This window comes from Pseudomonas sp. H1_D04 (genome assembly GCF_054683855.1).
In genome coordinates, this window is record NZ_CP162826.1 from 1,864,611 (window position 1) to 1,886,636 (window position 22,026).

Consider the following 22,026-nt stretch of genomic DNA (forward strand, 5'->3'; position numbering starts at 1 on the left):
ACGGATAAAAATCGGCTTTAAAAGCGATCAAAAAGCATGATCGATAAATATGACAGGTAATAGCCGATAACAATCGATTAATTACAGTTGCTCATCGAGTACCTTCGACAACATGTCGACAAAAAAATCCACGCTGCGTTTAGACGTAACCATCGGCGGCTTGATCTTGAGGATGTTCAGGTAGTCACCAGTAGGTTGCATGAAAATCCCCAACGCGCGCAGGCGGTCACATAGCAACGTGGTCTCTTCGGTCGCCGGTTCCAGGGTTTGTCGATCGCGAACCAACTCCAGGCCAAGATAAAAACCGTAACCGTGAACAGCGCCTACCAAGGGATGGCGATCAATCAGTGCTTCCAACCGCGTCTTGAAATGCCCTCCGACAACTTTGGCGTTTTCCCACAGTTTTTCTTCCTCCATCACGTCCAATACTGCCATGCCGATGCGGCAACTCACCGGGCTGCCCCCGACGACGAGAAGAAATACCCTCCAGCCTCCAGTGCCTCGGCGATTTCCCGCCGGGTAATCACTGCACCCAACGGCTGGCCGTTGCCCATGCCCTTGGCCATGGTGATGATGTCAGGTACCACGCCCTGCTCTTCAAAGCCCCAGAAAAAATGCCCCATGCGGCCATAGCCCACCTGCACTTCATCGGCGATGCAGACGCCGCCCTGAGCGCGAACCAACCCGTACACCGCTCAGCGCCTTGATGACCTTGGGTACGCGCACGCCCTGCAGTGTGTTGAGGGCTGCGAGCTGGGCCTGCAACTCCACAGCGGCGTAGTCGCCCCGGCAGATTTTCAGAACAAACCGGCCGCGGGAGCTGTCGACTTTGTAATTGAGGTCTTGCTGGCTGCCCAATGACTGCAACGTGCCAGAAAGGCCGTTTTTTAGACGTGTATATCGCCATTGTTCAGGGGGCTTGCGCAACCCCCACATGCACACGGTCCTGACCAGCGCCACAACACAAGCTATGCTCCATTCGCTAAACGTCCGCCTAAGGAAAAGGGCCCCAGTCATGCGCATTCTCATTACCGGTGGCGCCGGTTTTATCGGTTCTGCTTTAATACGTCATCTGATTCAGCACACCGAGCACGAAGTGCTCAACCTGGACAAACTCACCTACGCCGGCAATCTGGAATCGCTGACCAGTATCGCGGCCAATAGCCGCTATGAGTTCGTACAGGCCGATATCATCGACCAAGCCACCGTCAGCGCAGTGCTCGCGCGCTTCGAGCCTCAAGCGATCATGCATCTGGCCGCCGAATCCCACGTCGATCGTTCGATTGACGGCCCGTCGGATTTTATCCAGACCAATATCGTCGGCACCTACAGCCTGCTGGAAGCCGCCCGCGGCTACTGGCAAACCCTTTCCGGGCCAGACAAGAGCGCGTTTCGCTTCCACCATATTTCCACCGACGAGGTCTACGGCGACCTACACGGCGTGGACGATCTGTTCACCGAAACCACGCCCTACGCGCCCAGTTCGCCCTACTCTGCCAGCAAAGCCGCGTCCGACCACTTGGTCCGCGCCTGGCAACGCACCTACGGCCTGCCCGTGTTGCTGACCAATTGCTCCAACAACTACGGCCCCTTCCACTTTCCTGAAAAGTTGATTCCGCTGGTGATCCTCAACGCTCTCGCGGGCAAGCCTTTGCCGGTCTATGGTGATGGCTTGCAAGTGCGCGACTGGCTGTTTGTCGAGGACCACGCCCGAGCGTTGCTCACCGTCGTGACGCACGGCGTAGTCGGCGAGACCTACAACATCGGCGGCCACAACGAGCAGAAGAACATTGATGTTGTGCGCAGCATCTGCAGCCTGCTGGAGGAATTAGCACCCCACCCTCCGCACGGTGTGGAGAAATACGCCGACCTGATCACGTTCGTGAAAGACCGTCCGGGCCACGACCAACGCTACGCGATCGACGCCAGCAAAATCGAACGCGAACTGGGCTGGGTACCCGAAGAAACCTTTGAAACCGGGCTGCGCAAAACCGTGCAGTGGTACCTCGATAACCTCGAATGGTGCCGCAGGGTTCAGGATGGGAGTTATCAAGGTGAACGATTGGGCAATACCGACACGAGGGATCTGATTGCATGAAAGGAATCGTTTTGGCCGGTGGCTCCGGCACACGCTTGCACCCCATCACCCTGGGTGTCTCCAAACAACTGCTGCCGGTCTACGACAAGCCGATGATTTACTACCCGATCTCGGTACTGATGCTGGCAGGCATCAAAGAAATTCTGGTGATTTCCACGCCGGCGGACTTACCGCAATACCGCAACCTGCTGGGTGACGGTAGCCAGTTTGGCGTGACGTTCAGCTACGCCGAACAACCGAAGCCGGACGGGCTGGCGCAAGCCTTCCTAATTGGCGAGCAGTTCATCGGCAACAACCCCGTGTGCCTGATCCTGGGCGACAACATTTTCCACGGCCAGCGTTTCAGCGAGCAGTTGCATGCGGCGGTCAATCGCGGCAAAGGTGCCACGGTGTTTGGCTATTGGGTTAAAGACCCGGAGCGCTTCGGTGTGATCGACTTCGACAGCGAAGGCCGCGCCCTGTCCATCGAAGAAAAACCCGCTGTACCGAAATCCAGCTATGCCGTCACCGGCCTGTATTTTTACGACAACGACGTGGTCAGCATCGCCAAGGCGGTCAAACCCTCCGCCCGTGGCGAACTGGAAATCACCGACGTCAACAACGCTTATCTCAAGCGCGGCGACTTGCAGGTGGAGCGCTTCGGTCGAGGTTTCGCCTGGCTGGATACCGGCACCCACGACAGTTTGCTGGACGCGTCGCAGTACGTGCAGACCATCGAGCGTCGCCAAGGTCTCAAAGTGGCGTGCCTTGAAGAAATCGCCTACGGCAACGGCTGGATCGACCGCGACCATTTGTTGGAGCGCGCCAAATACTTCGGCAAGACCGGTTATGGTCAGTACCTGTATTCCCTGGCGGGAGACAACCAGTGAATATCATCGACACCTCACTTCCCGGTGTATTGATCCTCGAACCAAAAGTATTCGGTGACGAACGCGGCTTTTTCTACGAAAGCTTCAACGCCCGAGCCTTTGCAGAGGCTACCGGGCTCAGGCGCGAGTTCGTCCAGGACAACCACTCGCGCTCGCAAAAAAATGTGCTGCGAGGCCTGCATTACCAACTGGAGCACACCCAAGGCAAACTCGTGCGTGTCACCGCTGGCGAAGTGCTCGATGTCGCCGTGGACATTCGCCGCAGTTCGCCGAACTTCGGCCAATGGGTGGGCGTACGTCTGTCGGCACAGAACCGTCGCCAGTTGTGGGTACCGGAAGGGTTTGCCCATGGGTTTGTGGTGCTGAGCGACTACGCCGAGTTCCTGTACAAGACCACCGACTACTACCAGCCGAGCGCCGAACGCAGCATCCTGTGGAATGACCCGACGCTGGCTATCGACTGGGAGCTGAACGAGCCGCCGCAACTGTCCGCCAAGGACCAGGCGGGCAAACTGCTGATGGACGCCGATCTGTTCCCATGAAGATCCTGATTACCGGCCAACATGGCCAAGTCTCCCAGGCACTGCAAGCGCACCTTCAGGGGCTGGGCGAATTGATGGTGCTCGGCAGCAACCAGCTCGACCTGGCCAAACCGGACCAGATCCGCGAGCAGATCCGCGCCCATCGCCCCGACCTGATCATCAACGCCGCCGCCCACACCGCAGTCGACCAAGCCGAAAGCGAACCAGACGCCGCATTCGCCATCAACGCCATCGCCCCCGGCATCCTTGCGCAGGAAGCCAAGGCCCTGGGGATTCCACTGATTCACTACTCCACCGACTATGTGTTCGACGGCAGCAAGCCTGCGCCCTACAACGAAGCCGACACGCCGAACCCGTTGAGCGTCTACGGCCAGAGTAAGCTGGCGGGCGAGCAGGCCATTGCGGCGGCGGGCGGTCAATACCTGATCCTGCGTACCAGTTGGGTCTACTCCAACCAGGGCAAGAATTTCCTGCTGACCATGCAACGCCTGCTGCAAGAGAAACCGCAGATGCGCATCGTGGCTGACCAGATCGGCGCGCCAACATGGGCCGGGACCATTGCCGGCAGCACCCGCGCACTGATCGAGCGCTGGCTGGCCGGCGAGGCGGGAGAATGGGGTATTTATCACCTCACCGCCCAAGGTGAAACATCGTGGTTCGGCTTCGCTCAGGCGATTGGTGAGCACCTGCACGCCGATGGCAAAGCCTGTGCCGAACTGGAGGCGATCCCATCCAGCGCCTACCCAACGCCCGCCAAGCGCCCCTTGAACTCACGCCTCGATTGCAGCCGCTTGCAGCAACAGTGGCACGTCAGCCAGCCACACTGGCAAGACGCATTGCGCGAGTGTCTTGCACAGCAGCACTAGGCATAATGCGCCTGTCCCCATAGGCGCACGACTCCCATGACTCCATCCCTTCCGCGAAGACCCCGCTGGCGCAGCCTCGCCCTGCTGGCATTGTGCCTGGCACCGCTGCTGTGGCCGCTGGAGCACTTGGCCGAGCGCTATTACCGCAGCGAACTGGCCGGGCAGAATCGCCAGACCCTCGACCTCTACGTCGCCAACCTGTTGGGCACCCTGCACCGCTATGAAGTGCTGCCGCAGATCCTCGGCGACTTGCCCGCGCTGCGCACCGTGCTGGATGCGCCGAATGTAAGCTCCCATCAAATCAACGCCAACCTGCTGCTCAAGGACGTCGCCGCCCAGGCCGGGGTTGAAGTGATGTACCTGATGGACACCACCGGCAAGACCCTCGCCGCCTCGAACTGGGATAAACAGGACAGCTTTGTCGGGCGCAATTTCTCGTTCCGCCCGTACTTCAGCGAAGCCATGGCCGGGCGCCTCGGGCGGTTTTTCGGCCTGGGTACTACGTCGGCCAAACGCGGTTATTTCTTCGCCGCCGCCGTGCGCGAGGGCGACAAGATCATCGGCGTGCTGGTGGTCAAGGTCGACCTGGACCATACCGAAAGCCTGTGGGGCAACACGCCTGAACAACTGCTGGTGACCGACCACAACGGCGTGGTGATCCTCACCTCACGCCCGCAATGGCGTTTCCGCGCCACTCGGCCGCTGACCGCTGAAGAACGACAGGCGATCACTGCAATCCAGCCCTACCCGACCCGTGATCCACAGCCGCTGAGCCTGAGCAACACCGCATGGTTGCGCCAATCCACTGCCATCGCCGAGACCGGCTGGAACGTCGAAATCCTCGCGCCCCAATCATTGATCAGCCGCCCGGTGCGAACGGTGGTCGCCGTGGGTGGGGCCACGCTTCTGGTACTGATGTTGCTGCTCGGTTTGATGATGCAACGACGCCGCCATTACCTGGAGCGCATCGCTTTTGAAGCCAAGGCGCGTCGCGAACTGGAAGCCCGTGTGATCGAGCGGACCAGCGACCTGGAAGGCTTGAACCGCCGCCTCAAACAAGAAGTGTTGGAACGCGAACATGCCCAACAGGAACTGGTGCGCGCCCAGGATGATTTGGTGCAAGCGGGCAAGCTCTCTGCGCTGGGCACCATGTCGGCGAGTATCAGCCACGAACTCAATCAACCCCTGGCCGCAATTCGCAGCTATGCGGAAAACGCCGAGATCCTGCTGGACCATGAACGCACCGCCGATGCGCGGGGCAACCTTAAGTTGATCAGCGAACTGACCGGACGCATGGCTTCGATCATCGCCCACCTGCGCGCCTTCGCCCGGCGCGACCGGCATGCGCCGGAGAGCGTGGCCCTGCAACCGGCGCTGGACGACGCGCTGGCGCTGCTGGCCAAACGTCGGCGGTCAATGGAGGTGGAGCTGATCCGCGATTTGCCGGAAGCGACCCTGTGGGTACAGGCCGGCGAAACACGGCTGCGCCAAGTGCTGGGCAACCTGCTGGCCAACGCCCTGGACGCCCTCACCGAAAAAGGCCCGCCGCGTAAACTGTGGCTGAGTGCCGAAACCACCGCCCAAGGCGTCAACCTGTACATTCGTGACAATGGCCCTGGGTTTTGCATGGAGGCGTTGGGCCGCGCCAGCGAACCGTTCTACACCACCAAGACCCGCACCCAAGGCCTGGGATTGGGCCTGGCGATCTGTGACACCTTGATGCGTGCCTTTGGCGGCGAACTGTCGTTCGCTAACCACAAGGAAGGTGGCGCGCTGTTAACCCTGAAATTGCGTGCCGGCTCGCCGGGCGTCAGTCTGCAACCGTCCGAGGACCGCAGTGTATGAGTATCGATAACCAGATTCAGGTGGTGTTGATCGACGACGATCCACACCTGCGTCAGGCCCTGTGCCAGACCCTGGACCTGGCCGGGCTGAAAGTCCTGCCCCTGGGCGAAGCCACCGGCCTCACCGCGCGCCTGTCGCGGGATTGGCCGGGCGTAGTGGTCAGCGACATCCGCATGCCCGGCATGGACGGCCTGGAGCTGCTGGCCGAACTGCACGGCCAGGATCCAGACCTGCCGGTGCTGCTGATCACCGGCCACGGCGACGTGCCGTTGGCGGTGCAGGCGATGCGCGCGGGTGCCTATGACTTCCTCGAAAAACCCTTCGCCAGCGACTCGCTGCTCGACAGCGTGCGCCGCGCCCTGGCCTTGCGCCGGCTGGTGCTGGATAACCGCAGCCTGCGCCTGGCCCTCAGCGACCGCCAGCAACTGAGCACGCGACTCGTTGGGCACTCACCGCAAATGCTGCGACTGCGCGAGCAGATCGGCGCGTTGGCGGCGACCAAGGCCGACGTGCTGATCCTCGGTGAAACCGGCGCCGGCAAAGAAGTCGTGGCCCGTGCACTGCATGACCTGTCGAACCGACGCAGCGGTCCGTTTGTGGCGATCAACGCCGGTGCCCTGGCGGAATCCGTAGTGGAAAGCGAACTGTTCGGTCATGAGCCCGGCGCCTTTACCGGGGCGCAGAAACGCCGCATCGGCAAGTTCGAGTTTGCCAACGGCGGCACCTTGTTCCTCGACGAAATCGAAAGCATGAGCCTGGATGTGCAGGTCAAACTGTTGCGCCTGTTGCAGGAGCGCGTGGTGGAACGCCTGGGCGGCAATCAACTGATCCCGCTGGATATCCGCATTATCGCCGCCACCAAGGAGGACCTGCGCCAGGCCGCCGACCAGGGCCGTTTCCGCGCCGACTTGTATTACCGTCTCAACGTCGCGCCGCTGCGCATTCCGCCGCTGCGCGAGCGCGGTGAAGATGCATTGATGCTCTTCCAGCACTTCGCCGACGAAGCCAGCAGCCGCCATGGCCTGACGTTGCATGAGCTGCAGCCGGGCCAGCGGGCTTTGCTGTTGCGTCACAGCTGGCCGGGCAATGTGCGGGAATTGCAGAACGCCGCCGAGCGCTTTGCACTGGGCCTGGAACTGGCACTGGACAGCACGCCGGACAACCCCGCCAGCAGCGTACTGACCTCCACACCGGGTGGCTTGAGCGAGCAAGTCGAGCAGTTCGAGAAAAGCCTGATCGCTGCCGAACTGACCCGTCCCCACAGCTCCATGCGCAGCCTCGCCGAAGCCCTCGGCGTACCGCGCAAGACCTTGCACGACAAACTGCGCAAGCATGGCCTGAACTTCGCCAACCAAAGCGCCGACGACGAATGACCCTGCCCACCCACCAAGAGGTCCCCATGAGCCGCGACAGCCGTTACCTGGAATCCGTCCTGCACCACGACATCCCCTTGACCCGGGAAATGGGCCTCAAGGTGCTCGACTGGCAAGGCAGGCAACTGCGGCTGCACCTGCCCCTGCAGGCCAATATCAACCACAAGAGCACCATGTTCGGCGGCAGCCTCTACTGCGGCGCGGTGCTGGCGGGTTGGGGCTGGCTGCACCTGCAACTGCGTGAGGAAGGGATTGAAGACGGGCATATCGTGATTCAGGAAGGGCAGATCAGTTATCCGCTGCCGGTGACGCATGACGCGACCGCAATATGCGCGGCGCCGGAGGAAAAGGTATGGAAGCGCTTTATCGCGACCTACAAGCGCTATGGCCGGGCGCGGTTGGCGTTGGACACGTGGATTGTGAATGAGGGCAGTGACGAAAGAGCGGTAGCCTTCACTGGCCAATACGTCCTGCACCGCTAGAAGCCAATACACAAAACAAATGTGGGAGGGGGTTTGCTCCCGATGGCGGTAGTTCAGTCACTGCTGTATTGACTGATACACCGCTATCGGACGCAAGCCACCTCCCACATTTTGATCTGCGATGGTTTTAAGATCTTGCCAAGGTCAGCAACCGCTCACGCCACGCAGCCTTCGCCGGCAACGCCAGAAAAAACGGGTTCAACAACGATTCCCGCGCCGGGTAGCTGAACGGCTCACCACTCAACTCCAGCACCTCGCCCCCCGCACCTTCGAGCACGCCTTGTGCCGCAGCCGTATCCCATTGCGAAGTCGGCGCCAGGCGTGGATAGCAGTCGGCGCTGCCCTCGGCCAACAGGCAGAACTTCAACGAGCTGCCGATATTCGCCAACTTCAACTCACCCACGCCTGCGCTCAACCCGTCCAGCAAACGCTCCTGCTCGGGGCTGGTATGCCGACGGCTGGCAACCACCGTGAATGCCTCACCCGCTGCCGGTGCCTTGCGCACCTGGATCTGCCTGGGCGCTTCGTTCACATCGGATCGCCACGCGCCTAAACCTGCGCCGCCAAAGTAGCAACGGCCACTGGTGGGCATCGACACCACACCGAACACCACGCGGCCGTGTTCAATCAGGGCGATATTGACGGTGAACTCTTCACTGCCGGCGATGAATTCCTTGGTGCCGTCCAGCGGGTCCACCAACCACCAACGTGTCCAGCCTGCGCGCACGCTCTGGTCGATATCAGCGTCTTCTTCGGACAGCACGGGGATGCTCGGGTCCAGCGCGGTGAGGCCAGCGAGAATCAGGTGGTGGGCGGCCAGGTCTGCTGCCGTCACCGGCGAATCGTCGGCCTTTGAAGTCACCGCCACATCGGCGCGCCAGTACGGCAGGATGACTTCACCCGCCTGGCGAGCCAGCTCGATTACAGGGGCGATAAACGGGTGGCCTAAAAACAGTTCGCTCATGCGGTAAACGCTCCACGCTGGATCAACAGATCTCGTACCAGGTACAACGCCGCCAAAGCGCGACCCTCACTGAATTGCTCGTTTTGCGCTAACTGTGACAGCTCGCGCAGATTGACCCGATCCACGCGCATCGGCTCGGGCTCATCGCCTTCAAGGCTTTCTTCATACAGGTCAGTGGCCAATACCACTTGGATTTTCTGGCTCATATAACCGGGCGACAGCGACAGCTCGGTAATGTGTTCCAACTGTCGCGCGCCGTAACCGGCTTCCTCCTTGAGCTCACGATCGGCGGCAGCCAGTACGTCTTCACCCGGTTCGATCAGGCCTTTGGGCAAGGACAACTCATATTCGTCGATACCGCCGCAGTACTCTTCGACCAGCAAGGCATGCTCTTCATCGATCATCGCCACGATCATCACCGCGCCATAGCCGGCACCACGCCCCACCAGGCGCTCGTAGGTCCGTTCAACGCCATTGGAAAAGCGCAACTGCACTTCCTCCACGCGGAACAAACGGCTACTGGCGACTATTTCGCGGGCGAGGACGGTGGGTTTCTGGCGCATGAGCGGCTCCTTGGCGTGATCGGGTTACTATACCGTGGCTTTTCCGATTGTCTGTGTCGGATATCTTTACTTACATGAGACCGCACCATGCCCTCTTTGCCCTGGCACGCCATCGACACTGTCCTGCTGGACATGGACGGCACCCTGCTCGACCTGCATTACGACAACCACTTCTGGATGGAGCACCTGCCCCAGCGCTACGCCGAGCTGCACGGGGTGAGCCGGGCCATGGCCGAGATGGAGTTGCAGCCTCTGTTCGAGCGTAACGCCGGACAGTTGCAATGGTATTGCCTGGATTTTTGGAGCACAGAACTGAAGATCCCAGTGCGTGAACTCAAGCTGGAAACCGCTCACCTGATTGCCCTGCGCCCGGATGCGGATACCTTTCTCGCGGCGATCAAACAGGCCGGCAAGCGCGTGATTCTGATCACCAACGCCCATCGTGATTCGCTGTCGTTGAAATTGGAACGCATTAAACTGGCGCCGTATTTCGAGCGATTGATCAGCTCCCACGACTACGGTTTCGCAAAGGAAGACCCGCAGTTCTGGGATGCCTTGCAGGCCGACATTCAGTTTGATCCCTCGCGCAGCCTGTTTATCGACGACACCTTGCCGATCCTGCGCAGCGCCCAGGCGTTTGGCGTGGGCCATTTGCTGGCGGTAAAAGAGCCGGACAGCAAAAAAGGGCCGAAGGACACGGGCGAGTTTGCAGCAGTCGGTGACTACCGCGATCTCATTGTCGGGCTCTGACCAAATGTGGGAGGGGGCTTGCTCCCTGATAGCAGTGTGTCAGTCAAGGAAGCTTTGACTGACACTGCGTTATCGGGAGCAAACCCCCTCCCATATTTTCGCCCGTGTATTACTCAGGAATACGCAGCGTCTGCCCTGGGTAAATCTTGTCCGGGTTCGACAACTGCGGTTTGTTAGCTTCGAAGATTTTGTTGTACTGATTGGCGTTGCCGTAGACCGCCAAGGATATTGCGCTAAGGGTGTCGCCCTTTTTCACCACCACGAAACGGGCTGCGGCAACTGCCGGGCCGGATACGGTGATCTGGTCATCCACACTGGCCACACCGGCAATATTGCCCGCCGCCAGAATGATTTTTTCTTTCTCTTCCTGACTGGCAACGGTTCCAGTAAGCGTGACCTTGTCACCCTCCACAGTCGCGTGAACATCGGGATTACCCAGCCCGACTTCTTCAATGTGCTTTTTCAGATCATCGCTTGCGTTGGCGTTGCCCGGGGTCAACAGCTTGGCCAACTTCTCGCCTGCTTCCTTAACAAAGCTAAAAAGACTCATCGTACGCGCTCCTTGGTAGTTGATTTCCAGATGCCAAAGACTAGACCAGTCCTACAGATTTGGGTTCCAGCCCGGCCAAAGACCCAAACGCGCTAGAATCCCCCCGCCATTGGAATAAGCCCTGGAGCGAAGATGGACATCAAACAGCTGAAATTCCTGATCGCCCTCGACGAAACCCGGCACTTCGGCCAGGCAGCGGCACGTTGCCACATTACCCAGCCCACCCTGTCGATGCGCCTGCGCAGCCTCGAAGAAGAGTTGGACTTGCCCCTGGTCAATCGCGGCCAGCGCTTCGAAGGCTTCACCGCACCCGGTGAACGGGTGCTGGCGTGGGCCCGAACAGTGCTGGCGGCGTATGACGGCTTGCAGGCTGAAGCTGCTGCCTGTCGCGGCAACCTGGTGGGTACGTTGCGTTTGGGCGTGGTGCCGCTGTCGAGCTTTGATCCGTTGGCGTTGATGCAACAACTGCATAAAGAGCACCCGAGCCTGCGCTTCGAGCTCTCGGCCTTGAGCTCCGAACAGATCCTTGAACAACTTGCGAGTAATCGACTGGACCTGGGCGTCTCCTATCTTGAGCGTTTGGATAATGAACGCTTTGACTCACTGGCCTTGGGCGAAACGCGCATGGGCCTGCTCTATGACCAGCGGTTTTTCAGCTTTGGCGACAAGCCGTTGAGCTGGGAGGCCCTGACCGAACTGCCCCTGGGCATGCTCACCAGTGGCATGCATTTTCGCCAGTCCATCGACCACAACTTCCACAGCCGTGGACTCAATCCCCAACCGCTGCTGCAAACCGATGCCGTCCATCAGTTGCTACAAGCGGTACACGGCGGGCTGTGTTGCGCGGTCATGCCCCTGGACGGTGGCCTGGATGCGCTCACCGAGCACCTGCGCCTGCAACCTATCGAGGATGCCCACACCCTTGCGCGCCTGGGGCTGATCATGCGTCGCAGCGCACCGCGCTCCGCGCTCGCAGAGGCATGTTTCGCGCTGTTTCAGAAATCGCAAAACGCGTCTTGATCGACGTCATCTATCGGTAGATCAGTACTGGCAATTAGACGCGACGCTTTGTCGCGCCTAGTCTAAACACTGACCAATCCGCCGGTGGTACTGCCCCATGAACGCCAAGCGCCCAGTCTGCGCGGCGCCCGCCTCTGAAACGCCCGCGCCCGCCGCCAGCCAGAGCTACCAATACTGCAATCTCGAACACACAGAGGTCGCCAGCACTGCGTTGGCGGAAGAAGTGGCGTTGGCGATCGCCTATAACGACATCAGCCAGGCAGTCATGTTGGTCACGCCGACAGACCTGGAAGACTTTATCGTCGGCTTCAGCATCGGCAGCGGCATTATCGCCGACGTTAGCGACATCTATGATCTCAAACTCAGCGGTTCAGGCTCGACCCAGTACGCTCAGGTGCAGATTTCCAGCCGCGCGTTCTGGAATCTCAAGCAACAACGTCGCCAGTTGGCGGGCACCAGCGGTTGTGGTTTGTGCGGTGTAGAAGCGGTGGAACAAGCCTTGCCGGACCTTAAGGTCCTGCCTGGCGCACCACTGCCACCCGCCGAATGGCTTGATGGTCTGCGCCAGCGCATCAGCGCCTTTCAGCCTCTGGGCCAATACAGCGGCGCGGTGCATGCGGCGGTGTTCATGAACAGCCAAGGCGAACTTTTGATGGGCCGCGAAGACATTGGCCGGCACAACGCGCTCGATAAATTGATCGGTGCGTTGATCCGCCAAAAGATCCCGACCGATGGCGGCCTGGCGATTGTCACTAGTCGTTGCAGCCTCGAATTGATCCAGAAAGTTTTGCGCGCAGGCATCCAGACCCTCGTCAGCCTGTCGTCGCCCACCGGCCTGGCCCTGCAATGGGCCCGCCGGCACAACCTCAATCTCATCCACCTGCCGCAGAAAAGTGCGCCGCGGGTCTACAGCCCTGCGATGGAGAACCAGCCGTGAGCAATCATCATCAAGCCGACCAAACCCCAACCCCGCGCTACAAGCCTTACAAAGGCCCGGCGGGCGGCTGGGGCGCGCTGATCAGCGTGGCACAGGCGTGGTTGACCAGCGACAACGCGCTGAAAAACCTGCGCATGATGCTCAAGACCAACCAGAACGGCGGCTTTGACTGCCCGGGCTGCGCCTGGGGCGACTCGCCGGAAAGCGGCATGGTCAAGTTCTGCGAAAACGGCGCCAAAGCGGTCAACTGGGAAGCCACCAAACGTCGTGTAGACGCTGCATTCTTCGCCAAACACAGCGTCACTGCGCTGCTGGAACAGAGCGATTACTGGCTCGAATACCAGGGCCGCCTGACCGAGCCGATGCGCTACGACGCCGAAACCGACCGCTACACACCCGTCAGCTGGGAAGCAGCCTTCGACCTCATCGGCCAGCACCTCAACGCACTGCCAAGCCCGGATATGGCCGAGTTCTACACCTCGGGCCGGGCCAGCAACGAGGCGGCGTACCTGTACCAGCTGTTCGTGCGCGCCTACGGCACCAACAACTTTCCGGATTGCTCGAACATGTGCCACGAGGCCAGCGGCGTGGCCTTAGCGCAAAGCGTGGGCGTCGGCAAAGGCACCGTGACCTTTGATGACTTCGAACATGCCGATGCGATTTTCGTCTGGGGCCAAAACCCCGGCACCAACCACCCGCGCATGCTTGAACCGCTGCGTGAAGCGGTCAAACGCGGCGCCCAGGTGGTGTGTATCAACCCGCTGAAAGAGCGCGGTCTGGAACGTTTTCAGCACCCGCAACACCCGCTGGAAATGCTCACCAACGGCGACAAGCCGACCAATACCGCCTACTTTCGCCCAGCGCTGGGTGGCGACATGGCTATCCTGCGCGGCATGGCCAAGTTCCTGCTGCTGTGGGAACGCCAGGCGCAGGCCGAAGGCAAGGAAGCCGTGTTTGACCACGACTTCCTCAACGAACACACAGCCAACGTGCTCGATTACCTGGGCCAGATCGACGACACCTCGTGGGATGAAATCGTCGCGCAGTCCGGCCTGCCGCTGGTGGAGATCGAGCAAGCGGCACGCATGTACGCCAAAGGCAAAAACGTAATCATGTGCTGGGCGATGGGCATCACCCAGCACCGCCACTCGGTACCGACCATCCAGGAAATCGCCAACCTGATGCTGCTGCGCGGCAACATCGGCCGCCCAGGCGCCGGTTTGTGCCCGGTGCGCGGCCACAGCAACGTGCAGGGCGACCGCACCATGGGCATTAACGAACGTCCACCGGTGGCGTTCCTCGACGCCCTGGAGCGTCGCTTCCAGTTCCAGGTGCCGCGTACCAACGGACACAACGTGGTGGAAGCGATCCACGCGATGCTTGAGGGCCGCTCCAAAGTATTTATCGGCCTGGGCGGCAACTTCGCCCAAGCTACTCCAGACAGCCCGCGTACCTTCGAAGCACTGCGTAATTGCGACCTGACCGTGCAGATCAGCACCAAGCTCAATCGCAGCCACCTGATGCACGGCAAGGACGCGCTGATCCTCCCGTGTTTGGGCCGTACCGACATCGACATCCAGGCCGACGGCCCGCAGGCGGTCACGGTGGAAGACTCGTTCAGCATGGTTCACGGCTCCAATGGCCAACTGCAACCCCTGTCGAAGCTGATGAAGTCCGAGCCAGCAATCCTGGCCGGCATTGCCGCCGCGACGCTGGGCAGCAAGCCGGTCGACTGGAACTGGCTGGTGGCCGACTACAGCCGTATCCGCGACCTGATTGCCGATACCATTCCAGGCTTCAAGGACTTCAACGACAAGATCAAAAACCCAGGCGGCTTCTACTTAGGCAACTCCGCCGGCGCGCGCCGTTGGAACACGCCTTCGGGTCGCGCCAACTTCCGCCCGAACATCCTGCCCAAAGACTTGATCCACGAACGCACCCACGCCACTGGCCGGGTACCGGATCTGATCATGCAGTCGATGCGCTCCCACGATCAGTACAACACCACCATTTATGGCCTGGATGACCGCTATCGCGGCGTGAAAGGCCAGCGTGACGTACTGTTCGTCAACGAAGCCGACATCATCCGCCTGGGCTTCAAGCCGGGGCAGAAGGCTGACATCGTGTCGCTGTGGGAAGATGGCCGTGAGCGTCGGGTGAAGGGCTTCACGTTGCTGGCGTTTGATATCCCGGCGGGGCAGGCAGCCGCTTACTATCCTGAAGTGAACCCGCTGGTGCCGCTGGAAAGCACCGGGGATGGCAGCCATACGCCAACGTCGAAGTTCGTGGCGATCCGCTTGGAAGCCGCAAGCGATAATGGCCTGATCATGGCCCGTACAGCCTGACTGATCATTTCGGACACAAAAAAGGCCGCTTTTGCATAAAAGCGGCCGTTCCGAAGTAGTTAAAGACTCTCAAAAACCACTTAAGTTCCCGATTAAAAACAGTAACTTAGAGGATTGTGTACAACTCGTGTTACTGGTCGGAATTCTATTGTCACAATGTCAATACAGCCTCAGGATCGCGCCGTCATCCTCTTGAGGTTTCCCGAATGAAGTTCTCCTCGATTCTCTTGTTGTCCCTTGGCCTGGTCAGTGGCGCAGCCATGGCCGGTGGCACCACCGAAGCCGGTGTAGGCGGCGCATTGGGCGGGGTTCTAGGTTCTGTCGTCGGCCAGCAGTTGGGCGGCAACACCGGTTCGACCATCGGCGCGGCCCTCGGTGGCGCAGGTGGTAGTGCGGTCGGCGCTGACAAGCGCAGCCGTGGCGAAGCCGCTATTGGCGGCGCCCTGGGCGCAGCCGGCGGCAACGTCGTAGGCCGCAGTGTCGGCGGTAGCACAGGTGCACTGATCGGCTCGGCTGCAGGCGGTGGCGCGGGCGGTGCACTGGGCAACTACATGGGCAACAAGAGCGATGACGATGATCGTCGTGATCGTGGGCGCGACAACCGTCGCTATGACCGTGATGACCATCGCGGCCGCGGCCATGCCTATGGGCATCGCAAGAACAAGCATCACTACCGTCACCGGTAATCTCTAAAAAACGCCGCAAAACCAATGTGAGAGCACGCTTGCACCCTCTCACATTGGTTTTTGCCGTCAGACCACCAACCGCTGCAGCGCCTCGCGCAACACTCCCGGAATGGTCACCGGCTGGTTCGACCCCCGATCCACAAACACATGCACAAAGCGCCCCGCCGCGCAGGCTTCCTCTTCGCCTGTCTTGAATACCGCCAACTCATACTGCACTGAGCTATTGCCTAACTTGCCCACTCGCAAGCCAATATCGATACGCTCGGGAAAGGCAATCGACGCGAAGTAATCGCACGCCGAACTCACCACAAACCCCACCACTTCGCCGCCATGAATATCCAGCCCGCCCTGCTCGATCAGGTAGGTATTCACCGCCGTGTCGAAAAAGCTGTAGTAGGTGACGTTATTCACGTGACCGTACACATCATTGTCGTGCCAGCGCGTGATGATCGGCTGGAAGTGAGGGTAATCGGCACGCTGTGGCACTGAATCAGGCATGGGCACCTCTGGTGAAAGTGGGTTTACAGGTCATTCAAATGGACTTCGGCCCAACTGCGTACTTCGGCATAGGGATAGTCTTCCAGCGCAGCAAAACCGGGAATGCCCCGCGCCTTCAGCTTGGTAAACAACGGCACACTGATACCCCCGAGAAAGCGCGTCAGTCGCTCGGCACCGGGCAGTTGGCCCGTGTGCTCATGATGCCTGTGGATAAAATCACCGCACAGCTCCATGAAATTTTTATCCACAAGCGGCGGCAAGCCCGGCGGTGATGGCAGGTGCGCCACATGGCCGTGACAGACCGAGCAATGTCCGCAGCGATGGGGGGCTTTTTCATCACCAAAATAATGGGCCAAGCGCTGGCCCAAGCAATGATCGGTGGCGAACAGATCGAGCATGGCGTGAATCCGCGCCACTTCTGTCACCTCGTGGTGCTTGAAGCCTGTGTATAACTCGGCGCTTAACACCTGTGGATCAAATTCGGTATTCAGCAGGCTGTAGACCTCAGTCATCTGCTTGCTTTCCAGCTCGATCAGGCCTTGCTCCTGGAAGTAATCCAGCGCCTTCACCACACGATTGCGCTCGGCATTGTGCTGCTGATACAGCGCGTCGAAATCCACCGTCGCCCAGGTCTTCGCACGCTTGCACACTTGAATAATCGCTGCGACAAACTGCTGCCGCTCACCGGAAAACCGCGCCAGTAACGCTTCGGGCTCAATCAGGTATTTGAACCGGTATTCGGCATAAAACGCGTAGCGCGGCGCGATCACGCCTTTGAGCTCCAACTGCACCAGCAGGGTCTTGAGTGGCAGCTCGCGGATATTGCTGTGATCCGACAGCGACCTCAGTAGAAACTCCCACTGCCCTTCACCGCGCGCCGCCTGCAAATCCTCCAGCACCCGGCGGATCCCCTCCTGCTCAGGCGTGTCACCGTACACAAAGTTTTCCAGCACATTGAGGCTGTCACGGTTAGCCAACACCAGGCAGTCCGACGGCTGCCCATCACGCCCGGCGCGACCTATTTCCTGGCTGTAGTTCTCGATGGATTTGGGCAGGTCAAAATGCACCACATTGCGGATGTCACTCTTGTCGATGCCCATGCCAAACGCGATGGTGGCGACAATGCAATTGGAGCGCCCGCCCATGAAGCGCTGCTGGATCCCCTCACGTCTGTCGTGGGGCAAGCCGGCGTGATACGCCTCGGCCTGTATGCCATTGCGGTTCAGATGCTCGGCAATATGCTCGGCGGTTTTTTGCAGGGTGACGTAGACGATGCTCGGCTGGTTGGCCCGTTCGCTCATCCACTGCACCAGGCGACGGCGTTTGTCCGCGCCGCTGACCGGTTCGACCAACAGGTTCAGGTTCGGCCTATAGAACCCCGTAGTCACCACATCACCCGGCGCTATGGCGAACTTCGCCTGCATATCGGCAATCACCTTGGGCGTGGCTGTAGCCGTCAGCAGCAGCGCTTGTGGGATCTTGAACTGACGCTGGTAGTCCGGCAGCTTCAGGTAGTCCGGGCGAAAGTTATGGCCCCACTCGGAAATGCAGTGCGCCTCGTCCACCACCAGCAGCGAGATCTGCACACTTTGCAGGAAGTTGCGAAAACGCTCGTTCTTCAAGCGCTCCACGGAAATCATCAGGATTTTCAGCTCACCGGAACGGGCACGGGCCATCACGTCATTGGCGTCGTCACGACTCTGGGCCGAATCGATACTGCCCGCCGAAATGCCATGGCGCTGCAAAAAGCCCAACTGGTCCTGCATCAATGCCAACAGTGGCGAGACCACCAGCGTCAGGTGCGGCAGCAACACTGCTGACAGCTGATAACACAGGGATTTACCCGACCCAGTAGGGAAAATTGCAGCCGCCGAACGACCGGCCAGAACGGCGCTGACCGTTTCTTCCTGACCCAAACGAAACTGTGGATAACCAAAGACCTGCTGGAGGGTGTCGTGCATAGGCTGTCACTCCATTGACCGCTGAAGGTGGCTTAAAAACGTAACCCAGTAAGCTCAGCGGATCGAGAAAGGTCGCATGGAAAAAGAGACAGGATGATACACAGGCTGGGAGATGGCCCAGGGCCGAAGTGGGAATAACCTGATGATGCAGAAGGAAACACACCGATCCAAATGTGGGAGGAAGCAAGCACCTCCCACATCTTTAGAACTGCGCTACAGCTGAATCAGCGGTTCTGCACCCGCTCAATCGCCGTGTCATACACCGGGTTGGCTTTCTGTTCCTTGGCCAACTGGTAGTGACGCAGCGCATCCTGGAACTGCCCCGCCGCTTCGTAGATCCGCGCAATGTTGTAGTAGGCACCTGCACGCACGGTCGCAGCATTGGCGCCGGTGGCAAGGGCGATAGCCTTGCGGTTGGCCCAGATCGACTCGGCAGTGTTACCGGCTTTCTGATACGCCAAGCCGAGGTTGCCGTAAGCCTTGCCGAAGCTGTTATCCAGATCGATGGCCTGACGGAAGTAGTCAATCGCCTGATCCAGATTACCTGCCTGGTAAGCCGCTTCACCTTTCAGGTTCAGCTTCTTCGCATCAGTCTGTACGGAAGAGCTAACGGTGACTGCGGTGACCGCGACGCTGTCATCCAGCAGCGGCTTGACTTCGTTCAGCACATTGGCGGCATTCACTGTCACGCCACTGAAGGTGTTGATGTCCTGGAAGTCGCCGCTGCCGGTCATGCGGAACACAGTCCACAGGTTGCCGCTGCGGTTCTTAGGCACGTAGTAGGTACGCACCAGCGATTGGCCCATGTACACGAACACCTTGGCTTCGCTGTCGGACAATTGGCGCGAGCCTGGGTTGCCGCCATTACTGTAGTCGTGCACGGCATAGACGTAGCTTTCGCCGTAGTGCTTTTTCTGCAGAGTGATGGTTTCCGGGCCGTAGCTGTCGGTGTCATCCACATCCAACTCGGCGTCGGTACCCTTCTGGTTCTCGAAATAGATGTTATTGCCGGGGAAAATCATGTGGGAGTCGAGGTCACTCGGGGTCTTGCCCCAGGTCAGCACCACACGCAGGCCATCGAGGTTTTCCATCACCGGGCTGATGGCGTAGGTCATGCCCGCGCATGGGCACTTCACCACCAGGTTGGAGTAGCCGGGCTTCTTGATGATCAGCAGGTTGCTCGCGTCATCGGCGGCCTCACTGGTCAGCGTCACTTGGCCCTGGGCGTTGGTGCGACCCACCACATTCTGCGCGCCGTTGCGTTGCAGTAGCACTTCGGCGTCGGCGATTTTCTGATCCTTGACCACGGCGCTTAGCACTTCAATCGGCAACTGTTCGGCCTGGACGGAAAAAGCCAACGCACACAATGACATCGCCGAAGCGACACGAAGCAAACCCATGCTTAACTCCCTTTAAGTAGTGGGCGGAAATCGCCCTACAAGATTTTGCGGTGAAACATACGCTTAATTCAGGCGACTGGCGGAGTTTTTGTAGAAAATGTGATGCCAAGCCACAAATGCCTGAAACAGTCGTAGGAAATTTCCACAGGTCACGACATCTCCTTCCCAAACTGCTCCAGACACCCGCTTAACCCTCTACAGAAGTTACCCGTCGCTGAATGAAAATAGCGCGGCCTCAACTTTCCCGGCAGAAACCTGTGAACATCGAAAGGACTCAATACATTGGCCACTACGGCATCACCTTCGCGGTGATTCGGTTTAGCGTTCTACCCGCCCATCGACAAACACTGGCAAACCTCTGTCTTTTGGAAGCCGGCACCCGCGCAACCGAAGTTCGCTATCGGCTGGCGGATCTCTACGGAAAAATGCTACCCGGTGATTTGCCTTGCAAAATGACTGTCGCAATCGCTAAGCCGCTGAACCGGCAGCAGGCAGATTTGCTCAATGAACGCGGGCCCCTTATCGCTCTAGCGTTAGCGGGACTTTTCAGTGCGCCAATTCACCCGGTTTCAAAACCAATAGCGCGCGCCGCTGCCACCCCTGTGGGTGCGATCACCAAAAGTATTAGTCGCAGCTATCCCCTCGAAGCCATGGAATGTCAGAAGCCATGACTATCTGCGTTCAAATTGTCGCCTTTGTGGCGCTATACCTTGTTTTGAATCACCAAATCACAACCCCAATACTCAGAAAGCGATTTGCTATCACGTTGCTCGCGACAGGCGTTACGTTGGCATTCCTACTACCCTACGTAGCAGTAATCCTTAAAATGCCCCTCCTGCCTGTATTCCTATTCTTGATAGGCTTGGCACTCTTCATCACCCGAAACAAATTCCGCTTGAAACGCGACCTCCCTCTTCACCCACTCCTGCGTGCCCCCACCATGAACCTCGCCCCCGACTTCCCCGAAGACCCCGTCATGCAGCAACTCCTGCAACTGCTGCACGAAGAAATCGGCCTGCCGAAACACAAGACTATCCGCCTGCAAACCTCACTCAATTTCGACCTGGGCTGTGACGGCAGTGAAGCCAAGCAACTGATGGAAGCGCTGGAGCAGGAATTCGCACTCGACCTGGGCGACTACGACACTTATCGTTACTTCAACCCGCCGGTCTTTGATGTGTTCCTCAAGCGTCGGGCCAAGGGGCGCGGCAACAAGGTTCCACTGACCATCGGCATGCTCTATCTAGCCATCAAGACTCACAGCTGGGACACGCAGACGCTGGAAAACCTGAGCTAACACGCAGCCCCCTGTAAGAGCCCGGCTTACCGGCGATGGCGGTCTTGAGGTCGCCATTGCCGGCAAGCGGGGCTGTTAAAGGAAATTGAGTCTTCAGAAAGGACGATACATGGACGTAACAATGGGCCTGCTGGCCGCCCTGCTCTGGGGTGGCACGGATTTCCTCGTCGGCCTCAATGCCCGGGCTGTCGGCGTTAAACGCGCCGTTTACTTTGGCCAGGCGCTCGGCTTCCTGATCATGACCTTGCTACTGGTCATGTTGCCGACCTTTCTCTTCAAATCCCTCGACGCCCCGCTAAGCGCCTGGCTGCTGGGCATCGCAGCCGCGCTGCTCACCGTGTCCGGCGCTCTCGCGCTGTCCAAAGCCTTCGCCATGGGCAAAGCCGCCATCGTTGCACCACTGGTGACATCGTACGGCGTGGTCACTACCTTATTGTCCTGGGCCAGCGGCGAGCACATCAGCCTTATACAACTCGGTTGCATTGCCCTATGCGTCATCGGCGTGATCCTCTCCAGCATCCACAAGGACAACGGCGTACCCCACAACAACCCCCGCCTATCCATCGCCTGCGCCATGCTCGCCGCACTGTTGTACGGCGCCAGTTTCTGGCTGCAAGGCCGCTACACGCTGCCCGCGTTGGGACCGATCACCATGCTTTGGTTGGGTTATCTGGTGGGCGTGTGCGTACTGGTAATGATGGTGCTGAAGATCAAAGATGGCCTGAAAATCCCGCCACTGAAAAACTGTGCGACGCTGACCGGCGCGAGCTTGATGAACCTCGGCGGGTTCTCGGCGTTTTCGTGGGGTGCGATGGCGGGGTCGGTTTCGGTGGTGACGGTGATCAGTACGTTGTCAGGTGGGATTGCGGCGATTCTGGGGTTTGTGTTTTTCAAGGAGCGGCTCACTGCGGTGCAGGTGCTGGGGGTTGTATTGGTATTGATCGGAGCAGTAGTTCTGCACATCGCCGACTAACCTTTCG

At 59.5% G+C, this 22,026-nt stretch carries 22 protein-coding genes and 1 pseudogene; 15 read left to right on the forward strand and 8 right to left on the reverse strand.

What is annotated here, in order from left to right:
- Positions 1 to 81: 81 nt before the first annotated feature.
- Positions 82 to 692 (reverse strand): annotated as a pseudogene (locus AB4N82_RS08450) (aminotransferase class III-fold pyridoxal phosphate-dependent enzyme); the annotation flags it as partial.
- Positions 646 to 936: a phosphotransferase gene (locus AB4N82_RS08455; RefSeq protein ID WP_163034893.1), complete on the reverse strand. Its 291-nt coding sequence runs from the start codon at positions 934 to 936 to the stop codon at positions 646 to 648. The pseudogene AB4N82_RS08450 and the gene AB4N82_RS08455, both read right to left, overlap by 47 nt.
- A gap of 79 nt (positions 937 to 1,015) precedes the next feature.
- On the opposite strand from AB4N82_RS08455, the gene rfbB reads away from it, so the two are divergent.
- From rfbB to AB4N82_RS08490, 7 genes are read left to right on the forward strand one after another with little or no spacing between them, the layout of a single operon-like run.
- Complete coding sequence (gene rfbB / locus AB4N82_RS08460) at positions 1,016 to 2,098, forward strand: dTDP-glucose 4,6-dehydratase (RefSeq protein WP_122764506.1); 1,083 nt, start codon at positions 1,016 to 1,018, stop codon at positions 2,096 to 2,098.
- Positions 2,095 to 2,967 (forward strand): glucose-1-phosphate thymidylyltransferase RfbA, encoded by an 873-nt coding sequence (gene rfbA / locus AB4N82_RS08465; protein WP_032884973.1) that lies wholly within the window; start codon positions 2,095 to 2,097, stop codon positions 2,965 to 2,967. The genes rfbB and rfbA overlap by 4 nt, the downstream gene beginning before the upstream one ends.
- A complete protein-coding gene (gene rfbC / locus AB4N82_RS08470; protein WP_032884972.1) occupies positions 2,964 to 3,509 on the forward strand; it encodes a dTDP-4-dehydrorhamnose 3,5-epimerase in 546 nt (181 codons plus the stop codon). The genes rfbA and rfbC overlap by 4 nt, the downstream gene beginning before the upstream one ends.
- Positions 3,506 to 4,375, forward strand: coding sequence for a dTDP-4-dehydrorhamnose reductase (rfbD, locus tag AB4N82_RS08475; protein WP_122764505.1), 870 nt, complete (start codon positions 3,506 to 3,508; stop codon positions 4,373 to 4,375). Before rfbC ends, rfbD begins: the two co-directional genes overlap by 4 nt.
- A gap of 36 nt (positions 4,376 to 4,411) precedes the next feature.
- A complete protein-coding gene (locus tag AB4N82_RS08480) occupies positions 4,412 to 6,220 on the forward strand; it encodes a sensor histidine kinase (protein ID WP_032884970.1) in 1,809 nt (602 codons plus the stop codon).
- Positions 6,217 to 7,593, forward strand: a complete 1,377-nt coding sequence (locus tag AB4N82_RS08485; RefSeq protein ID WP_122764504.1) for a sigma-54-dependent transcriptional regulator — start codon at positions 6,217 to 6,219, stop codon at positions 7,591 to 7,593. Before AB4N82_RS08480 ends, AB4N82_RS08485 begins: the two co-directional genes overlap by 4 nt.
- Before the next feature lie 26 nt (positions 7,594 to 7,619).
- Positions 7,620 to 8,075, forward strand: coding sequence for a YiiD C-terminal domain-containing protein (locus AB4N82_RS08490; protein WP_122764503.1), 456 nt, complete (start codon positions 7,620 to 7,622; stop codon positions 8,073 to 8,075).
- 127 nt (positions 8,076 to 8,202) lie between these two features.
- Here AB4N82_RS08490 and cysQ read toward each other — a convergent pair whose 3' ends face one another.
- The gene (gene cysQ, locus AB4N82_RS08495; RefSeq protein ID WP_032884967.1) at positions 8,203 to 9,039 is read right to left on the reverse strand and encodes a 3'(2'),5'-bisphosphate nucleotidase CysQ; all 837 of its coding nucleotides are present in this window, start codon (positions 9,037 to 9,039) and stop codon (positions 8,203 to 8,205) included.
- On the reverse strand, positions 9,036 to 9,602 hold the full coding sequence (nudE, locus tag AB4N82_RS08500; RefSeq protein ID WP_032884966.1) for an ADP compounds hydrolase NudE: 567 nt from the start codon (positions 9,600 to 9,602) through the stop codon (positions 9,036 to 9,038). Before nudE ends, cysQ begins: the two co-directional genes overlap by 4 nt.
- A gap of 87 nt (positions 9,603 to 9,689) precedes the next feature.
- On the opposite strand from nudE, the gene yrfG reads away from it, so the two are divergent.
- Positions 9,690 to 10,352, forward strand: a complete 663-nt coding sequence (gene yrfG / locus AB4N82_RS08505; protein WP_122764502.1) for a GMP/IMP nucleotidase — start codon at positions 9,690 to 9,692, stop codon at positions 10,350 to 10,352.
- 109 nt (positions 10,353 to 10,461) lie between these two features.
- Here yrfG and lysM read toward each other — a convergent pair whose 3' ends face one another.
- Positions 10,462 to 10,902, reverse strand: a complete 441-nt coding sequence (gene lysM / locus AB4N82_RS08510) for a peptidoglycan-binding protein LysM (RefSeq protein WP_095186282.1) — start codon at positions 10,900 to 10,902, stop codon at positions 10,462 to 10,464.
- A gap of 132 nt (positions 10,903 to 11,034) precedes the next feature.
- Between lysM and AB4N82_RS08515 the strand changes: the two genes are divergently transcribed.
- The 4 genes from AB4N82_RS08515 to AB4N82_RS08530 all read left to right on the forward strand — a co-directional run bounded on the left by AB4N82_RS08515 (position 11,035) and on the right by AB4N82_RS08530 (position 15,890).
- Positions 11,035 to 11,922, forward strand: coding sequence for a LysR family transcriptional regulator (locus AB4N82_RS08515; RefSeq protein WP_032884960.1), 888 nt, complete (start codon positions 11,035 to 11,037; stop codon positions 11,920 to 11,922).
- A 97-nt stretch (positions 11,923 to 12,019) separates the two neighbouring features.
- On the forward strand, positions 12,020 to 12,859 hold the full coding sequence (gene fdhD, locus AB4N82_RS08520; RefSeq protein ID WP_032884958.1) for a formate dehydrogenase accessory sulfurtransferase FdhD: 840 nt from the start codon (positions 12,020 to 12,022) through the stop codon (positions 12,857 to 12,859).
- Positions 12,856 to 15,204: an FdhF/YdeP family oxidoreductase gene (locus AB4N82_RS08525; RefSeq protein WP_032884956.1), complete on the forward strand. Its 2,349-nt coding sequence runs from the start codon at positions 12,856 to 12,858 to the stop codon at positions 15,202 to 15,204. The genes fdhD and AB4N82_RS08525 overlap by 4 nt, the downstream gene beginning before the upstream one ends.
- Positions 15,205 to 15,410: 206 nt before the next feature.
- Positions 15,411 to 15,890, forward strand: coding sequence for a glycine zipper domain-containing protein (locus AB4N82_RS08530; RefSeq protein WP_032884954.1), 480 nt, complete (start codon positions 15,411 to 15,413; stop codon positions 15,888 to 15,890).
- A 66-nt stretch (positions 15,891 to 15,956) separates the two neighbouring features.
- On the opposite strand, the gene AB4N82_RS08535 is transcribed toward AB4N82_RS08530, so the two are convergent.
- From AB4N82_RS08535 to AB4N82_RS08545, 3 genes are all read right to left on the reverse strand, one after another.
- Positions 15,957 to 16,388 carry an acyl-CoA thioesterase gene (locus tag AB4N82_RS08535; RefSeq protein WP_032884953.1) on the reverse strand — a complete coding sequence of 144 codons (432 nt, stop codon included), beginning with the start codon at positions 16,386 to 16,388 and terminating at the stop codon, positions 15,957 to 15,959.
- Positions 16,389 to 16,411: 23 nt separating this feature from the next.
- The gene (locus AB4N82_RS08540; RefSeq protein WP_032884952.1) at positions 16,412 to 18,349 is read right to left on the reverse strand and encodes a RecQ family ATP-dependent DNA helicase; all 1,938 of its coding nucleotides are present in this window, start codon (positions 18,347 to 18,349) and stop codon (positions 16,412 to 16,414) included.
- Positions 18,350 to 18,573: 224 nt separating this feature from the next.
- On the reverse strand, positions 18,574 to 19,749 hold the full coding sequence (locus AB4N82_RS08545) for a tetratricopeptide repeat protein (RefSeq protein WP_122682156.1): 1,176 nt from the start codon (positions 19,747 to 19,749) through the stop codon (positions 18,574 to 18,576).
- Positions 19,750 to 20,006: 257 nt separating this feature from the next.
- Here AB4N82_RS08545 and AB4N82_RS08550 point away from each other — a divergent pair, with 257 nt between their 5' ends.
- From AB4N82_RS08550 to AB4N82_RS08560, 3 genes are all read left to right on the forward strand, one after another.
- Positions 20,007 to 20,420, forward strand: coding sequence for a hypothetical protein (locus AB4N82_RS08550; RefSeq protein WP_460104807.1), 414 nt, complete (start codon positions 20,007 to 20,009; stop codon positions 20,418 to 20,420).
- 269 nt (positions 20,421 to 20,689) lie between these two features.
- The gene (locus tag AB4N82_RS08555; protein WP_095186348.1) at positions 20,690 to 21,046 is read left to right on the forward strand and encodes a DUF1493 family protein; all 357 of its coding nucleotides are present in this window, start codon (positions 20,690 to 20,692) and stop codon (positions 21,044 to 21,046) included.
- A gap of 109 nt (positions 21,047 to 21,155) precedes the next feature.
- The gene (locus AB4N82_RS08560) at positions 21,156 to 22,019 is read left to right on the forward strand and encodes an EamA family transporter (protein WP_460104808.1); all 864 of its coding nucleotides are present in this window, start codon (positions 21,156 to 21,158) and stop codon (positions 22,017 to 22,019) included.
- The last annotated feature ends 7 nt before the right edge of the window (positions 22,020 to 22,026 follow it).

Coding starts and splice junctions, on each gene's coding strand:
- AB4N82_RS08485 (WP_122764504.1), top strand. CDS start 6,217: ATGAGTATCGATAACCAGATTCAGGTGGTGTTGATCGACGACGATCCA.
- fdhD (WP_032884958.1), top strand. CDS start 12,020: ATGAACGCCAAGCGCCCAGTCTGCGCGGCGCCCGCCTCTGAAACGCCC.
- yrfG (WP_122764502.1), top strand. CDS start 9,690: ATGCCCTCTTTGCCCTGGCACGCCATCGACACTGTCCTGCTGGACATG.
- AB4N82_RS08455 (WP_163034893.1), bottom strand. CDS start 936: ATGTGGGGGTTGCGCAAGCCCCCTGAACAATGGCGATATACACGTCTA.
- rfbA (WP_032884973.1), top strand. CDS start 2,095: ATGAAAGGAATCGTTTTGGCCGGTGGCTCCGGCACACGCTTGCACCCC.
- cysQ (WP_032884967.1), bottom strand. CDS start 9,039: ATGAGCGAACTGTTTTTAGGCCACCCGTTTATCGCCCCTGTAATCGAG.
- lysM (WP_095186282.1), bottom strand. CDS start 10,902: ATGAGTCTTTTTAGCTTTGTTAAGGAAGCAGGCGAGAAGTTGGCCAAG.
- AB4N82_RS08515 (WP_032884960.1), top strand. CDS start 11,035: ATGGACATCAAACAGCTGAAATTCCTGATCGCCCTCGACGAAACCCGG.
- AB4N82_RS08545 (WP_122682156.1), bottom strand. CDS start 19,749: ATGGGTTTGCTTCGTGTCGCTTCGGCGATGTCATTGTGTGCGTTGGCT.
- AB4N82_RS08535 (WP_032884953.1), bottom strand. CDS start 16,388: ATGCCTGATTCAGTGCCACAGCGTGCCGATTACCCTCACTTCCAGCCG.
- nudE (WP_032884966.1), bottom strand. CDS start 9,602: ATGCGCCAGAAACCCACCGTCCTCGCCCGCGAAATAGTCGCCAGTAGC.
- AB4N82_RS08480 (WP_032884970.1), top strand. CDS start 4,412: ATGACTCCATCCCTTCCGCGAAGACCCCGCTGGCGCAGCCTCGCCCTG.
- AB4N82_RS08490 (WP_122764503.1), top strand. CDS start 7,620: ATGAGCCGCGACAGCCGTTACCTGGAATCCGTCCTGCACCACGACATC.
- AB4N82_RS08560 (WP_460104808.1), top strand. CDS start 21,156: ATGGACGTAACAATGGGCCTGCTGGCCGCCCTGCTCTGGGGTGGCACG.
- AB4N82_RS08540 (WP_032884952.1), bottom strand. CDS start 18,349: ATGCACGACACCCTCCAGCAGGTCTTTGGTTATCCACAGTTTCGTTTG.
- rfbD (WP_122764505.1), top strand. CDS start 3,506: ATGAAGATCCTGATTACCGGCCAACATGGCCAAGTCTCCCAGGCACTG.
- rfbB (WP_122764506.1), top strand. CDS start 1,016: ATGCGCATTCTCATTACCGGTGGCGCCGGTTTTATCGGTTCTGCTTTA.
- AB4N82_RS08555 (WP_095186348.1), top strand. CDS start 20,690: ATGAACCTCGCCCCCGACTTCCCCGAAGACCCCGTCATGCAGCAACTC.
- AB4N82_RS08530 (WP_032884954.1), top strand. CDS start 15,411: ATGAAGTTCTCCTCGATTCTCTTGTTGTCCCTTGGCCTGGTCAGTGGC.